The organism is Pontibacter sp. LHS1 (assembly GCF_058932855.1).
On sequence record NZ_JBZYWF010000002.1, the window covers coordinates 64,627 to 80,868 of the forward strand.

Genomic DNA, 16,242 nt, shown 5'->3' on the forward strand with positions numbered 1-16,242 from the left:
ATCAAAACCTCAATATAAAAACAGTCCCTTTATCGAGCTCCGACTGCACAGATATAGAGCCTTTATGAAGACGCATGATCTGACGGGATAGGCTGAGCCCTATACCTGATCCGCTCTTCTTTGTAGTGAAGAAGGGAATGAAAATCTTGGTCGTCGCCTCTGCCGTCATACCCTGTCCGTTATCCTCCACCTCCAGGCACACACGGCTTCGCTCGTCCAGGTAGGCACGCACAGTGATTAACTTATGTGCCTTTTCATGCACTGCTTCCATCGCATTTTTGACCAGGTTGATAATCACCTGCTCCACCATACCCCTGTCGGCCGAGAGCAACAGGCTGCTACCTGATCGCAGTTCTATCTTAAAATCAATGCCCTGCTGCACCAACTGCTCGCGCAGCAGTGTCTTTATTTCCGAGAGCAGCTCCCCTACGTCGATCAGCGTCAGTTCCGGTACAGTGATGCGGGTCAGGTTACGAAAGTCATTCACAAAATGAATCAGGCCGTCGCTTCGGCGGCTGATCGTGTGCAGACACTGGCGGATGTCCAGTAATTCATCCCGCAGCACTGTGATCTCTTCGGCATTTGTATCATCTACATACCCGCTTATTTCTTCGCCAGCACTGGCTGAAAGTGAGGCAATAGGCGTCACAGAGTTCATTATTTCATGGGTCAGCACCTTGATCAGGTTCTGCCATGCTTCCATCTCCTTGTCCTCCAGTTCGCGCTGTATGTTCTGCACCGAAGCCAGCTTTACCTTATCCCCCAGCATCACCAACTCGATCACCTGCACCGACAGGTTTATAACCGAGCCTCCCTGTCGCAGCGGAACGACGGCCTTCTCGCCATGGTCCAGTCCAGAAAGGCGAACGGCTAAGTCAGGGTATAAATCGGCCAGTTCCTGTATCTGATGCAGTGCGCCGACCTGCAGTAACTTACGGGCAGCGTGGTTGAGCAGCAGGATGCTGCCATCGTTTTTATAGGTGATGATGCCTGTACCAACGTGCTGCACGATAGCTTCAAAATAGTGCAGGTGTGCCTCTTTTTCGGCCCGCACGGCCCTGAATTTTTTCATCACTTCATTCAGACCCGCTGCCAGTTCCCGGTGCAATCTGCCACCAGTTGATGCAGGTATAAGCTCTGTAAAATCGTCGTGTCGGATGGAATTCAGGAAGCTCAGGAACTGGCGGTTTGTACGCTCATGGAAGCGCACCAGCAGGAATACCTGTAGCAGCAGGAAGAGCACAAGACCGATGAATGTGCCCCGGTAGGCAGGATCCAGCCCTACCTTTACCAGCGCAAAAACAGTAAGTGCCAGCATAATGAGCCGCAGCACCAACTGTAGCCGGTAGTTGTTAAAGCGCATATTTTTCTAGTCTTCGGTACAAGGCACCGCGGGACAGGCCCAGTTCTTTAGCCGCTTTTGACACGTTGCCCTCATGTAGCTGCATGGCCCGCTGCACCGCCTGTCGCTCCAGGTCCTCCAGATTTTGGGAATTGGGCACTGCTGCCGGGGCGTTTGCAGACACGGTTGGTTCGTCCGGTATAAAGAAGAAATCATCCGGTTGCAGCTCCCGGTTATCGCTCATGATCGAGGCACGCTCCAGCACATGCTGCAGCTCCCGCACATTGCCTGGCCAGGTATAGCGACGCAGCTTAGCCAGCGCGGCGTCAGAGAGTCGCTTGAGTGGCTGCTTATACTTGGTGGCATACGTTTGCAGGTAATGATCCGCAAATAAGGGAATGTCCTCCAGGCGCTCACGAAGTGGCGGCAGGTTCAGCTCCACCGTGTTGATGCGGTAGAGCAGGTCCTGTCTGAATTCGTGCCGCTGCACCATTTCCTTCAGCGGCATATTGGTCGCGCAGATGAGTCGCACATCAATAGGTATAGGCTTGTTGGTACCCACCCGTATGATCTCCCTGCGCTGCAGTACTGTCAGCAGCTTGCTTTGCAGCGCAGGCGATAAATTCCCGATCTCATCCAGAAAAAGCGTACCTCCGTTTGCAGCTTCAAAGCGCCCCACCCGGTCTTCTTTCGCATCTGTAAAGGCGCCTTTCTTGTGCCCGAAGAGCTCACTCTCAAACAGGGTTTCTGTGATGGCCCCCATGTCTACCGTTACAAACACCTTATCGGCCCTGGAGGAGCGTTGGTGGATAGTGCGGGCGATGACTTCTTTTCCGGTACCATTCTCGCCTAGAAGCAGAATGTCGGCATCGGTGCGGGCAACTTTGTCGATGATGGAGAACAGACTGCGCATGGCCTGGCTCTCACCTGTGATGACCGGCTGCTGGTTCTGTAACTCGGCGGTGAGGGTGCGGTTTACCTGCCGGAGCTGGTTTACCTCTTTGTAGGAGTGGCGCAGTTTGGAGGCGGCGGTCAGGGTGGCCAGCAGCTTCTCGTTCTGCCAGGGCTTCAGCACAAAGTCAGTCGCCCCCTCTTTGAGTGCCCGCACGGCCATCTCCACATCCCCGAAGGCAGTGATCATGACAACCACGGCCGAGGGGTCATATTTCAGAATTTCCTTTAGCCAGAAAAAACCCTCCTGCCCGCTCGTGATGTCCTGGCTGAAGTTCATGTCCAGGAGAATAATATCGAACTCTTCGTTGGAAACCAGGAAAGGGATCTTCTTCGGATTCTTTTCCATTACTACTTCTTTGGCATATTTGCGCAGCAGCATTTTGGCCGAAAACAACACATCTTCGTTGTCGTCGATCACCAGTATTCTTCCCAGGTTTTGTTCCATGACAGGTATAGGTTTTATAAAAAGAGGATAGAAAATTATGCCAGTCGGGTTTAATGCTTAATTTAAGATAAATTTAGGAAATATATAGCTTATACCTGTCCAGCCACGGACAATAAGTGTCCACAACTGGTCAGTTGAACAGTACGCCTATGCCTGATAAAGGCGGCAAAGCCCTTTTTGCAGGACTGGCACAACAATGGATTTAATGAAGCTAACGGTTCCACTCCTAAAGCTGTACACGACATGTTAAAGCTCTATTTTCTAACGGCCTTCCGCTCCCTGCTACGCAGCAGAGGCTACAGCCTGCTCAATGTACTGGGGCTGGGGCTGGGCATTACCTGCAGCATCCTGCTCTTCCTGGTCATTCAGTATGAACTTAGATACGACGCCTTCCACAGCAAAGGTGATCGTATTTACCGGCTGAATATTGATGCGCACTATGCCGATGGCGTTTTTCAAACTACATCTATTCACTTCCCGGCTACCAATGCATTGCGCAATAATAATCCGGGCTTTGAAAACATAACCCAGATATATTCAGAAGCAGATGGTCAGATTACGATCCCTGGCAATGGAAGCTCGGTGCCCCGCCACTTTCGGAACCCAGGTCAGCTAGCCTTTGTGGAGCCGGAATTTTTTGAGATTTTCAGTTTCAGCACAGATGGGCAGGACCTTCGCCCCTACATGCGCGAACCAAACAACGTGGTGCTCACAAACAGCATGGCAGCGTTATTCTTCCCTGAGGATGACGAGGTGATTGGCAAAGTAATCAGCTACAACAACAAACTTACGCTTAAGGTAGCAGCCGTTATACCTGACTTTCCGGTCACAACCGATTTTCCGTTTGCGATGCTTGTCTCCTACCCTACCCTGCAGAGCTTTACAAGTTTTGATCTCAGCTCCTGGCACACACTCCTAAGTAACCACACAGCATTTGCTCTACTGCCTGACAATGCAGCTGTGGAAGCAATAGAAGAACAGGCAAACAGTGTTATACAGAGTCTTATACCTGACAAGCGAACAGCTAAAGAACTGATCAACCTTCAGCCGCTCCAGGATATTCATTTCAATCCGGCATACGGCAACTACTCTCAACGCACTATATCCAAAGAAGTGATCTGGTCGATGGCCCTGATCGGCTTGCTCCTCCTTGTGACTGCCTGCATCAATTTTGTCAACCTGGCTACGGCACTGGCTGTACGCAGAGCGAAGGAGGTCGGTATACGTAAGGTTATGGGCAGCAACCAACTGCAACTTATGCTTCAGTTCCTGGGTGAAACACTGCTGATCACACTGGCTGCCACACTCATGTCTGTTATAATGGTAGAACTGGCTTTGCCTTACCTGAACCAGCTGCTGGGATTGAAAATAGCTTTCAGTTTTATTGAAAATCCGCAACTGTTACTCTTTGTGACGCTACAGGTGCTGCTGGTCTCCCTTTTCGCTGGCCTATACCCTGCTTTTCTGTTAGCGCGCTTCCAGCCGATCGCCGCGCTGCGCAGCCGCATGTCGGTACAGGAGGTCGGGGGTCTCTCACTGCGACGTAGTCTGGTGGTATTACAGTTCACCATTTGCCAGGTTCTCATCATTTGTACACTTGTTGTCAATGAGCAGATGGAGTACCTGCGCAACAAAGATCTGGGCTTCGATAAAGATGCTGTTGTAACGGTACCTTTGCCTCGCGAAAACAGCGATAAAATAGAAGCGCTTCGGGACGAGATCCTGAAAAGCCCAGCACTTAACGGACTTACTTTCGGCTCTGCGCCACCTTCTTCTGAAATTACACGCTTAAGTGCGTTTCGCTTTGGCAACGCAGAAAATATCATTCCTTTCCAGGCACACATGAAGTCCGCAGATGAGCATTACCTGGAGCTGTTTGACATTAAGCTCATCACGGGTCGCATGTTCAGAGCTGACGGCTTTGAAAAAGACTCTGTCATGCAAGTGCTCATCAACGAGACAATGCGCCGAAAACTGGACTTACAGCAGCCTGAGGAGGCAATTGGCAAGAGTATATACCTGAATGGAGGCAGACAGAAGGCAACTATTGTGGGTGTAGTGGAAGACTTTCACCAAAATTCACTCCGTTTCCCGATCGACCCAGTCATCTTTTATTCCAGTGGAGGTGATCACTTCTTTATGATGGCGAAAATAGACATGCGACAGGCAGAGGATGCCCTGGCCCATCTTGAACAGGTATGGCAGAAGGCCTATCCGGAAGCGGTGTTTCATTACGAATTTATAGACGATACGCTTGATCGCTTTTACAGAGATGAGTCACGGCAGAGTACCCTTTTCAAGATTTTCTCTTTTATTGCCATATTTATAGGCTGTCTGGGCTTGTATGGGCTGATTGCCTTTATGGCCACCCAACGTACCAAAGAGATCGGTATACGCAAGGTTATGGGGGCCTCTGTGTTCCAGATCACAGTGCTCTTCTCCAGGGAATTTGTGAAACTGGTGCTGATCGCCTTTGTGCTGGCAGCTCCTATCGCCTGGTACCTGATGAGTGAGTGGCTGCAGGACTTTACCTACCGAATCAGCATCGGGTATCTACCTTTCCTGATGGCAGGGGCCGCCACACTCATCATTGCACTGATCACCATGAGCACGCAGGCAGTACGGGCAGCTATAGCCAATCCGGTTCTTTCCTTAAAAGCGGAGTGATCCTGTTGTTAAAAGGACAAAAAATTTCTCTCTAAAAGTGAGGCAATTACGCTGCAGGTGCTGTTTTTTTGTTAAAAAGAAGACCGGATACTTTGCAAAATAAAAGCTACCCGCTATATTTGCATCACAATAAGACAGAATGGTCCGTTCGTCTAGGGGTTAGGACTCCAGATTTTCATTCTGGCAACAGGGGTTCGATTCCCCTACGGACTACTAGAAAGCCGCATCAGATAATACTGGAGCGGCTTTTTTTATTCATTCCGGACACTAAGATCCTAAACTCCTAGTCTGTATAAACCTTCTCGGGTCAGCTTCCCGCCAGCTGCTGCAGTTGCTCTTTCATAACGCTGTTATCTTTCTCAAAATATTTGTACTGATAGCTGCTCCTGCCCCACCTACGGACCAGCATGCCTAAGGTACACCCACACCTCGCTTCTTGTCCAGAAACTCCACCAGTAAGAATTCGGCAGAAATCTTCTTGAGGCTGAAGTTCTCCTCCTTCAACTCCTTTATCCGCTTTGGCTCCTTTACCTCCAAGCCACAGTTCCTGTCATATAAATATCCTCAGCTACCATACAAATGGTTTCAGCCTTCTTATACATATGCCAAACTTCTTCTAGCTGTATAGAGAAGATAATGAAGCTGTTCCGTTCTTTTAACATTAACTTTACCCACTTGATAAATTAGTTGGGTATGGCATATTTGATGGCATTCCGTTATTTTAGATAAACAATCCGCTTATGAGTGATGAAATAATCCCCTTTCATAGCTTGCCTACAGATGAGTTCTTTCTTTTAGAAAGAATAGAAGCGTCTGACGAAAGCAATTTTACGGGCTACCATCGGCATCATTTCTATGAAATTCTCTGGTTTACAAATGTAGAAAGCGGTGAAAAGCACTCCATCGATTTTGAAGATTATACTATTTTCCCTAACCAAATTTATGTATTGACTCCCAACCAAGTGCATACTATGGAAATTGGGACCAAACAAGGTTTTTTGATAGCGGTGTCTCCTGAATTTTTTAACCGCTTCTTTCAGCTTTCCAAGGTGCTGCTTGTAAAGCCTTATTTCTTCGTGCATACCTTACCAGCGGAGGTTTCTCAGGTTCTGAAAAGCTTGATGAGTTTAATTGAGAAGGAATATAGCGGAAGTAAAAGGCAAAACCTGATGGAGGCTTATCTGGCTGCCTTCTTAATTCATATCGCCACCGATGTAACGCAACCCGGCACGAAAGACACAAAAGTGGGGGAAGTGCTGGGGTTAATTGAAAAGCATTTTGTCGAGCATAAAGAAGTGGAATTTTATGCCAATGCCATCAACCTGAGTATTCGCAGGACAAATGAAATTGTGGTAGCCGCAACAGGTATGACGGTGAAGCAACTGATCATCAACAGAAGTATCACAGAGGCGAAACGATACATTGCCTATGATACCATGTCGTTAAAAGAAATAGCCTATCAGTTAGGCTTTAGCGATCCGGCTTATTTTTCAAGAATCTTTAAACAGAGAACAGGCATGACGCCGGAGCAATTCCGGGAAATAAAAAATTAATCCCCACCAAGCACGTGACTTAGCGGGGATTGCAGCATCTTTTATTTCAACTTTTTAATCAGTGCTCTGCTCATTCTGATGTAGTCCTGGTTGCCTGCTTCTTCTGCTAATTGCAGACTTTTTGTAACAGACGCCAGGGCATCGGATTTCTTGCCCAGCCCATGCTCTACCATTGCTTTCCAGTAATAAATATATGGTTGATCGTTCACCTCTTTCTCGGCCTCCTGCATCCAGCCCAGCGCTTTGTTTAAGTCTTTGCCGTTGTTGAGGTAAAAAATGGTAGCCTCTACATAAGGCTTTTCACCTCTAGCAATTGCCTCGTCAATAGAAGCCTCTATTTCCTTGTCCTGGTTAATGGCTATCGGGAACTGAATCATCGTATTTTCCCATCTTATCTGAAAATCCAACGCGAAGGCAGATACATTTTCAAAAGAGATCAGCATGGTTTCCTGTCTGTCTTTCAGTCGGACAGGCTTTACCTGGAAGCGAAAAACATCCTTGCTCTCGTCATGGTCTGCTGCACCCCAAAGATCCGGCTCGCGGTTAAAAATCACCGTCCACATTTTCTTGTCAGGTATAGTGATGATAGAATACCTGCCAGGGCTGAGTGTGTTTCCGGCTACTGTAATGGTTTTTTCAACTGTTATATCCGTTAGCTTGTCAGCACCTGTTCGCCAGATTTTACCATACGGAACCAGTTCGCCGAATACCGTTCTGCCCTTGGTGTTAGGTCTTGAGTAAGTCACAACAAGGTTGGATGTGCCCAACTGCTGTTCTATTTTTTGAAGGCTGCTTGGCCTTGGTATTTTCAAGTCCTGAGCATTTGTGTGGAGCGAAAGAGCTGTGAAAAATACCAAAATGAAGATAGTTTTGGTGAAAAAGTACTTGTACATGGATGCTGTGTTTACGCTTGATTTATAAGTTAAATAATCGTTTTGTATTTCATCTGCTAAGATAGTTACTGCTTTTAAGACTACAGGTATACCCGACAGGAATGCACAGGTGAACCGCCTGTTTGTGCAAGACATGTTCCATGTAAGGGTCGTAATTTTGCATTACTTAAACATTAGGGCATAACCTATAGAGATTGTAACAAAGCATTAGCAAATAGAAAATATGGAAATAGGATTATTTCTCTCGTTTATAGGCGCGTCAATTTTATTGACATTTATGCCAGGGCCTGACAATATTTTCGTCTTGACAGAAAGTTTAACACAAGGACGAAGAAACGGAATGAAAATTTCTTTGGGACTTTCCTTAGGCGTTTTGGTGCATACAATTGCTGCAGCAACAGGGCTCTCAATTATCATCCAACAATCCGCTATCGCTTTTACCGTCATAAAATATTTCGGAGCATTGTATTTGTTCTATTTGGCGTTCAAAGCAATAAAAGAAAAAAAAGAGGAAATAAACACTGATTCCTTTCAAGATGAAAAACCACAATCATCCTTATTCTTGATTAGAAAAGGATTTTTAATGAATGTTCTAAATCCAAAAGTTGCTTTGTTTTTCATTGCATTTTTACCGCAATTCATTAGCAAGACTAGCTTTAGCATAACTTACCAAATGCTTATTCTCGGACTTGTCTTTGCAATCCAATCTCTGGGTATTTTTTGCATGATTTCCTATTTATCGGGCAGCTTTACAAAGTATGTAAACAACTACAAATTTTGGAGCATTACTAAATGGAGCAAAATTTTAGTTTTATCAGGCTTGGGCTTCGCATTAGTGTTTTCAAAAAAATAGACCAAAAACAATAACAAGCCGCCAGCACTACCTTAGCAAAATTGGGGCTCTTACATTAAGCTATAATGCCTCTATTTTTGACCTCAGCTAGGTTATAAAGATACAGACGCTGATTTTCTGGCGAATGCGAAAAAGGTAAGAAGACAAAAAGAAGAGCTCATCTTAAAGTTGGCATTACCCAGATAAAGCAATTCAGCAGGTAGCAGGAAAATAGAGCAAGAGGTTATATAACAATACTATCCTTTCAAAATCAGATAATGAAAAAGGTAATAATTGCAGTTGGGATTTTACTTGCAGGTATAGCTTGCACAAATCAGAATGAGATAAAAAATCAGGAAATAGCGCAAAAAAATAGCATAGAGTCGAATGATAGAATTTCTCTGGCTGGTAAAAAGCTATTATATGATTATGGAGACTATACCTATGAAATAGAATTCAAATCAGAAGATACGCTGCACTGGAAATGCATAGCAGGAGAAGAGAAAGGAAAGGAAGCAGATGAAAATTACTTTGTGCATCGCATCAACAATCATTCTCTTTTTATCTCCTGGGTTGAGCAAGATGGGCTGGGCGTTAGCCAAGTGTTGAACCTGAGAGATAACACAATAAATTGTTTCCTGAAAATAGACAAAGAAATCATTCCGCTAAGCGGAACAATTAGCGACTTATAAATTAGACACGAAACCCTAAAAAACCAGTTAGAAGGAACCGAATAGAAACATAATCAAATGAAAAAGTCAATTCTCAGCTTATTTATAATAGCAGCCATGCTGCTCACGACAATAGCAACTGCAGGCACAATAAAACCGAACCAGGAGGTAGATGTAAAGGCATCTACACTAGAGTGGAAAGGCAAAAAATTAGGTGGCGAACATTATGGAAGCATTTCGTTGTTGACTGGCCAACTTATCCTGAAAGGCGGCAAACTGACCGGCGGCTCATTCGTGATAGATATGAACAGCATCACCAACACGAACCTAAAGGAAAAGAAGGATAATCAGGATTTGGTGGGTCATTTAAAGTCAGACGACTTTTTCGCTACCAGCAATTTCCCGACAGCCAAACTTGCTATCACCAAAGTGGAGCACAAAGGCGGAGACAACTACAACGTGACAGGAAATCTAACCATCAAAGGCATTACGCACCCCATTAAATTTCCTGCCACAGTTGTAACTAAAAACGGACAAACAACCGCTACAGCAAACCTTACTTTCGACAGAAGTAAATACAATGTTAGGTATGGGTCAAAATCATTTTTTGATAGCATCGGTGACAAAGCGATTTATGATGATATCGAAATGAAAGTCACGTTGGTGTCTGCAAATACAGTAACTACAAAAAGGTAATACGATGGACTTACAGTTAAGAAATAAAACAGCACTGGTAACAGGCTCTACCGCCGGAATAGGTTATGCTATTGCGCTGGGATTATTGAGAGAAGGTGCGAAAGTGTACATCAATGGCCGCACCGAAGAGAGAATCAACCAAGCCATCCAGCAACTGAAAAGCGAAGTGCCTGATGCAGCAGTAGAAGGCATTGCAGCTGATTTTTCTAAAGTTGAAGAAGTAAATGCCCTGATAGAAAAATTGCCAGCCGTTGATATTCTGGTAAACAATGTAGGGATTTATGGTGAACGTCCGTTTGAGACGACTGATGACCAGAGATGGTTTGATGATTTTGAAGTTAACGTGATGAGTGGTGTCCGCCTATCACGCCATTATGTGGCAGGTATGAAGCAGAACAACTGGGGGCGTGTCATTTTCATTTCAAGCGAATCGGCCATCAATATACCAGAAGACATGATTACGTATGGCGTGACCAAAACTGCCTACCTGTCATTGAGCAGAGGTTTAGCCAAGTATTTGAAAGGAACCAACATCACTGTTAACGCTATACTTCCCGGACCTACTGTTGCGGAAGGAGCAGAGAAAATATTCCAGGAACAAGCCAAAGAAAAAGGTATAAGCGTGGAAGAAGCACAAAATGCCTTTATAAAAGCGAAGAGAAATTCATCTATCATTCAGCGTTTTGCAGAAGCTGAAGAAGTAGCCAACCTGGTGGTGTATGTGGCCAGTCCGCTTTCTTCTGCTACTACAGGAGCAGCCCTGCGTGTTGATGGTGGCGTAGTAGATTCTGCCTTCTAGCTTTTTGTGAATTAGATAAACTTAAAAGGTAGGTATAGGCCTATGCCCATACCTACTCAATAGAAAAATTGCAGTAGTAGCGCCTTGAGTGGCATTATATAGTTACCCCGCACTTTATCCGGGTATACCTAACCGGGGAGGTGGAGCAATAATATTTATCAGAAAGTATTTTTAAACATTTATGAGTTCATTACCAATTAATAAGAAAGTTGTGAGTACGAACATCGATCTGGGTCTCTTGATTTTGAGACTGACATTAGGCGTTCTAATGCTAATGCACGGTGTTCATAAACTCTTCAATGGTGTAGATCATGTATTAAAAACCATGGCAGACTCTGGTTTACCGACTTTCCTGGGCTACGGAGTTTATGTAGGAGAGATCATCGCCCCCATCATGCTAATTTTTGGTTTTAGAACACGCATAGCATCTGTATTCTTTGCAGGCACAATGGTCGTGGCCATTCTGACGTGGCATTTAAAACACCTTTGGGAAATTATTCCTACAGGTGGATGGTCTGTTGAACTGAATGCCTTATTTCTCTTTGGAGCAGTGGCGCTATTTTTTACCGGGGCAGGAAAATATGCCTTGTCCACTACGAACAAATGGGATTAGTATAGTTTAATCAACAGTAGTTGCGACTCTGTTGCCTGGAAATGAAGGAGGAGAATTAATTTCTAAAATCGGGACCTCGTTTCCGGGAAAGTGTTGGATGCTGGAATTTTATAGAAGGGTTTTATTTATCTAACCACTTATCAGGCTAATGAAGAAAGAAGGCTTGATCTAGTTAATAGAAGAGTTGCAGCGTCAGCCCCTTTCAGACACATAAAATAATATTGAGATGGCAAAATTAGCAGCAGGTGAGGTAGAGGTTTCAGTTACCCGAAAAGAATTCATCACCCCTCACTATATCCGTGTGTATTTAACCGGTGATGTCGAACAGTTTGTGCATACCACCATCGGTGACAATAATAAAATACTGGTTCCACCGGTAGGCCTGAACGAGGTGCATTTTCCAGGCTATGATGAAAAAGAACACAAATGGATTCATCCACCCCAGGAAGTTGCACCTGCTGTGAGAACCTATACACACAGGGGCATCAACCTGGAGCGCAAAGAACTTATTATTGATTTTGTAAACCATGGTGATACAGGGCCTGCTTCCAAGTGGGCACTGCAGGCAAAGCCAGGTGATAAACTGGGCGTGATGATGCGGACATCGCCAAAAGAACTTTACCCTGAAGTTGATTGGTACCTGCTGGTAGGTGATGCCACTGCTATACCTGTGCTTGGCGCTATACTGGAAAAACTGCCTTCTACAGCAAAAGGAGTATGCATTATTGAAGTTCCTGAAAAAGCAGATAAGCAGGTGCTGCAGACCGATGCCGATTTCGAATTTATCTGGTTGCATAACCCAACGCCTGAAAAAGGGAGCACGCTGGCTGAATTGGTAAGAGGAGTAGCGCTGCCTGAAACCTCCAAATTTGCATATGTGGCAGCTGAGTTCTCTACAGTAAAAGCGGTCCGTTCTTATTTGCGCAAAGAAATGGGTTGGGAGCAAAAGGAGCTGTACGCTTACTCTTACTGGAAAGCCGGAGTGGCTGAAGATAAATCAAAAACTGCCAGGCAGGAAGAGAAGAATTCCATAGCATGATGATCTGCCAGAATGTTTAGCCTCTTCCTGAGCTAAACAACTACATCCTCTTTCATAACATGGTGCTTAGCAGGCCGCTTCCTACATTGGCTAGGCAGCGCCGTGTCTTTTTAAAAGCATTATTAACACAAGTATATTCCGGTTGAGAGGATGCAGGCCGCTTCCTTACCGCTAAAGCTATACCCATGAAATTAACCAGAAAAGAATTAATCATTGTTGTGATCCTGGCATTGCTTACCGCTTTGGAGGCATTGAGCATCGACCTTTACTTGCCAGCCTTTCAAGCCATATCAGATGACTTAAACACTGACATCGGCAAAGTGCAGATTTCACTGTCTGTGTTTCTAGGCGGCTTTGCTGTAGGGCAGCTCCTGTGGGGGCCGCTTTCAGACAGGTTCGGCAGAAAATGGCCTCTAATTATTGCCATTGCTATCTACACGGTGTCATCGGTGCTTGTCATAGGTGTTAGGAACATTGAGGAGCTTTGGCTGTGCAGGTTCATGCAGGCATTTAGCGGCTCAGCTGGCGTGGTAATAGCCCGGGCCGTGGTGACAGATATTTTCGACAAGAAGCGGACTACCAGTATCTTCGCTTTACTAGCCATGATTATAGGCGTTGCGCCGATTATTGCTCCAAGTATTGGCAATTTGCTTTTGACGCAGGGCGACTGGCATAACGTGTTTATCGCTATGACCTTACTGGGTGCAGTTGCCACATTGTCGGTTATTTTCTTCCTACCTGAAACGCTGAACAGGACTCGGAACGATGTTACACATCAGGTAGAAAAGCGCTCTGTAGTGGGTTCATATCTCCATGTTTTCCGCAGTAAGCAATTCGTGGTTTATACCTTGATCGGCAGCATGGCCTACAGCGGCCTGATGGTATACATTTCCAATTCACCTTTCCTAATCATGGGAAAAGGAGGATATTCTAGAACGCAATACAGCGTTATTTTTGGAGCCAATGCCGTGGGCATGATGATGGCAACCTATGCTGTTAACTTCCTGATGAAGTTTATGAACCTGCGGAGAATTATAAAATACGCTTCCATCTTACAAGTACTGATCGGTTTCTTACTAGCCGTAGGAGTTTTGGCAAATTTACCCGTTAACTATATGCTTGTTATGATTTTCTTATATCTGTTGCCTACCGGAGTTCTTTTCCCAACCACTACGGACCTGGCACTGGAGTCCTTTAAAGATGAGAGCGGCACGGCATCGGCAGTATTTGGTTTTTCACAACTGGCCGTTACGTTTATTGTATCCGCCGTTATCGGGCTGGTCCAGGGAGGGTCGGTTGTGCCGATGGCGATGGCTTTGTTTTTCTGTGCTTTGGCAGCGGTGGTTTTTTCAATCTTCACTGCATCAGTGAATTTATTTGCAAACACTACATTAATTCCAAAGAAAGTAAAAGTGTAGAGGTTGAGACTTTGAGTACTCTATAAACTTTGAAATTCTCCAAGCTAACCAAAAATCTCGACGCTACGGCTAAAAGGGCCCCTCTCCCACTTGCAGAAACATCTTCAGATCAGCCAAATCAATGTGGACAAGGTTCGATAATTCCATCCTTCGGTCTACTAGAAAGCCGCTTCAGATAATTCTGGAGCGGCTTTTTTTTATGCCTCTCCCCATCTTTCTTGCTCTTGTATTGCGTTGCAGGAGAACACATGCCCCATAAAACCTTTTGCGAAAATCGCATTTATAGCATGCTTCAGATTAGCACACTTCACCAAAAAAAAACAACTGAAAAAAGAATCCAAGCCAGTTCGTGTCAGTTACTATAGGAAAAGCTGTTAATTTTGGGCGACTTTTTACATTGCGCTTTTACCAGGTGCAGTTCCTGTGCCATTTTCCTCATGATGCATTCACTACGCGTTTCGATTCCTTCTCTACTCACACTCTTCCTTTTAGTAGGTTTTCGGTTCAATCTAACCGCCCAGGACAACTCCTGGTTAAAACGCATTGGTGGCGATGAAGAAAATATGGTGACCTCGCTGCTGCTGAATAATAAGGGCGAGATAATCATGACGGGTTCGTTCATTCACGGGGATGGACGCATGCCGATCGGTCCTATCACTCTGGTAAGCGAGGCCCCGTCTAATTTCAGAGCGGGCTTTATCGCAAAATTTGATGCCGAGGGGCAGGTTATGTGGGCACAGGTGTTACGCAGCAACCGCTTTGGCTCTATCGAAGAGGCAGTGCTTGATGCCGCTGGGAACATGTACGTGATAGGCAGGTTTCATGGAGAATTGAGGTTCATGGACCAAACCTATACCCAAAACTCTTACTTCCCCCAGCACTTTATCGCTAAATACGATGCTGCTGGCCAGCCTTTATGGCTAAACTACCTCCCTGGAGAAACGACAGTCGAAGCGAAGCTTGCCATCGACAAGCAAAACAACCTGTACATCGCGTGTAGTCAGGGCAGGTACTTGGGCAATGGCGTAGAAACTACGGGACTTTACCTGTACAAATTCGACAATGCCGGAAACCCGCTCCTCGAACGCATGATTGCCCCTGTCAACTCCTCCAACCCCGCTTATATCCGCAGCATTTTAGTAGACGCTACTCAGCAACCGATCGTGGCGGGGGAGTTCATGCACGCTGTGCAGCTCGACGACCAGCTGTTCGAGGGTCGCAGCATGGCCGATGGCTTCCTGGTGAAATACAAGGATGACGGCAGCCTAAAGTGGGCCAGGCACGTGGGCAAAGGCGAGCGGTTTAGCTCTATTTTAGACATTACTTTTGACAGGGCTGAGAATATTTACCTGACAGGGCGCTTCGCCAACAAAGCAGACCACATGGACCTGGCGCTCAAGTTTAATCCGGACGGCGACCAAACCGGGCGGTACTCTGTCAGCAGAAAGGTGGACACTTTTTATATGGGAGGCATTGCCGGCAACGTGATTAAGGTAAGCGAAAAAGATGGGTCTATTCTGGTGGCAGGGCATCTCCAGGACAAGGTTGCGTTTGGCAGTACGGTGCTGGATGCGCAGGGCAGCGAAAATGAGTACGATGTCTTTGTGGCAAAGCTAACCGCCAGCGGCGAAATAGCCGGGGCCATCCAGTCGACTGGCGATGGCACGTCGACGGGTCTGCGGCTCGCGCTAACGCCACAGGATAACTTCTACCTGGCGGGGCACACCATCTCCTCTACACTCCGGTTCCCAAATCATCTTGGGAGTCGACCAAGGGCAAACTGGGATATCTTTCTCTACAAGGAGCACACCAAAGCGCTTGAGACAGCCGTGGAAAGCCAACCTGAGTCGGAGGAGAAACCCGAGTCGATTGTATACCCACCCGTGGTCATCCCGAACATCTTCACGCCCAACGGGGACGCCAAGAACCAGTACTTCGAGGTCGTTCACCTGGACCTGAGCCAAAACAACTCCCTGGCTATCTATAACCGTTGGGGCAAGCAGGTATACCACACCCACTCCTACCAAAACAACTGGGATGCGGCGGGCCTGTCGGAAGGCACCTACTACTATGTGCTCTATCTAGCGCAGGAAAGCAGGTACATAAAAGGATGGGTAAGTGTGCTGCGGTAAAATTAAGATGAATGCCTATACCTGCGAACGCAGTATTTATACAGGTATAACGAACTAAGCTGATATAGGTAACAGGCTTTAACAATAGTGCTAAGCAGTTGGCATTCATCGTATTCTACAACCAAAGGATTAAGATTTTAGCAATTGTATGCGGAGCACTGATAAGCTAATTGCAGTAATTGTCTATG

General features: G+C 46.0%; 14 protein-coding genes and 1 tRNA gene. 11 read left to right on the forward strand and 4 right to left on the reverse strand.

Annotated features, from left to right (window positions below; translation table 11 throughout):
- Position 1: 1 nt before the first annotated feature.
- Together AC5FXQ_RS04670 and AC5FXQ_RS04675 are read right to left on the reverse strand one after the other, a co-directional pair.
- The gene (locus tag AC5FXQ_RS04670; protein WP_493601329.1) at positions 2-1,363 is read right to left on the reverse strand and encodes a sensor histidine kinase; all 1,362 of its coding nucleotides are present in this window, start codon (positions 1,361-1,363) and stop codon (positions 2-4) included.
- Positions 1,353-2,741, reverse strand: coding sequence for a sigma-54-dependent transcriptional regulator (locus AC5FXQ_RS04675; RefSeq protein ID WP_493601330.1), 1,389 nt, complete (start codon positions 2,739-2,741; stop codon positions 1,353-1,355). The genes AC5FXQ_RS04670 and AC5FXQ_RS04675 overlap by 11 nt, the downstream gene beginning before the upstream one ends.
- Positions 2,742-2,984: 243 nt before the next feature.
- Here AC5FXQ_RS04675 and AC5FXQ_RS04680 point away from each other — a divergent pair, with 243 nt between their 5' ends.
- The gene (locus tag AC5FXQ_RS04680; RefSeq protein ID WP_493601331.1) at positions 2,985-5,408 is read left to right on the forward strand and encodes an ABC transporter permease; all 2,424 of its coding nucleotides are present in this window, start codon (positions 2,985-2,987) and stop codon (positions 5,406-5,408) included.
- 141 nt (positions 5,409-5,549) lie between these two features.
- A tRNA-Glu gene (locus AC5FXQ_RS04685) sits at positions 5,550-5,621 on the forward strand.
- Positions 5,622-5,819: 198 nt separating this feature from the next.
- Here AC5FXQ_RS04685 and AC5FXQ_RS04690 read toward each other — a convergent pair.
- Positions 5,820-5,945, reverse strand: a complete 126-nt coding sequence (locus tag AC5FXQ_RS04690) for a hypothetical protein (protein WP_493601332.1) — start codon at positions 5,943-5,945, stop codon at positions 5,820-5,822.
- 203 nt (positions 5,946-6,148) lie between these two features.
- On the opposite strand from AC5FXQ_RS04690, the gene AC5FXQ_RS04695 reads away from it, so the two are divergent.
- On the forward strand, positions 6,149-6,961 hold the full coding sequence (locus tag AC5FXQ_RS04695; protein WP_493601333.1) for an AraC family transcriptional regulator: 813 nt from the start codon (positions 6,149-6,151) through the stop codon (positions 6,959-6,961).
- A gap of 41 nt (positions 6,962-7,002) precedes the next feature.
- Here the strand turns inward: AC5FXQ_RS04695 and AC5FXQ_RS04700 are convergent, their stop codons facing one another.
- Positions 7,003-7,989, reverse strand: a complete 987-nt coding sequence (locus tag AC5FXQ_RS04700; RefSeq protein ID WP_493601334.1) for a DUF2911 domain-containing protein — start codon at positions 7,987-7,989, stop codon at positions 7,003-7,005.
- Positions 7,990-8,077: 88 nt separating this feature from the next.
- On the opposite strand from AC5FXQ_RS04700, the gene AC5FXQ_RS04705 reads away from it, so the two are divergent.
- From AC5FXQ_RS04705 to AC5FXQ_RS04740, 8 genes are all read left to right on the forward strand, one after another.
- Complete coding sequence (locus tag AC5FXQ_RS04705; RefSeq protein WP_493601335.1) at positions 8,078-8,707, forward strand: LysE family translocator; 630 nt, start codon at positions 8,078-8,080, stop codon at positions 8,705-8,707.
- Positions 8,708-8,964: 257 nt separating this feature from the next.
- Entirely contained in the window at positions 8,965-9,378 is a 414-nt protein-coding gene (locus tag AC5FXQ_RS04710; protein ID WP_493601336.1) for a phenolic acid decarboxylase, read from the forward strand.
- A gap of 57 nt (positions 9,379-9,435) precedes the next feature.
- Positions 9,436-10,053 (forward strand): YceI family protein, encoded by a 618-nt coding sequence (locus tag AC5FXQ_RS04715; RefSeq protein ID WP_493601337.1) that lies wholly within the window; start codon positions 9,436-9,438, stop codon positions 10,051-10,053.
- A 4-nt stretch (positions 10,054-10,057) separates the two neighbouring features.
- Positions 10,058-10,852 carry an SDR family NAD(P)-dependent oxidoreductase gene (locus AC5FXQ_RS04720; protein ID WP_493601338.1) on the forward strand — a complete coding sequence of 265 codons (795 nt, stop codon included), beginning with the start codon at positions 10,058-10,060 and terminating at the stop codon, positions 10,850-10,852.
- Positions 10,853-11,033: 181 nt separating this feature from the next.
- Positions 11,034-11,465, forward strand: coding sequence for a DoxX family protein (locus AC5FXQ_RS04725; RefSeq protein ID WP_493601339.1), 432 nt, complete (start codon positions 11,034-11,036; stop codon positions 11,463-11,465).
- Positions 11,466-11,691: 226 nt separating this feature from the next.
- Positions 11,692-12,504: a siderophore-interacting protein gene (locus AC5FXQ_RS04730; RefSeq protein ID WP_493601340.1), complete on the forward strand. Its 813-nt coding sequence runs from the start codon at positions 11,692-11,694 to the stop codon at positions 12,502-12,504.
- A gap of 185 nt (positions 12,505-12,689) precedes the next feature.
- Entirely contained in the window at positions 12,690-13,922 is a 1,233-nt protein-coding gene (locus tag AC5FXQ_RS04735) for a multidrug effflux MFS transporter (RefSeq protein ID WP_493601341.1), read from the forward strand.
- 437 nt (positions 13,923-14,359) lie between these two features.
- Positions 14,360-16,054: a T9SS type B sorting domain-containing protein gene (locus tag AC5FXQ_RS04740; RefSeq protein WP_493601342.1), complete on the forward strand. Its 1,695-nt coding sequence runs from the start codon at positions 14,360-14,362 to the stop codon at positions 16,052-16,054.
- Positions 16,055-16,242: the final 188 nt, after the last annotated feature.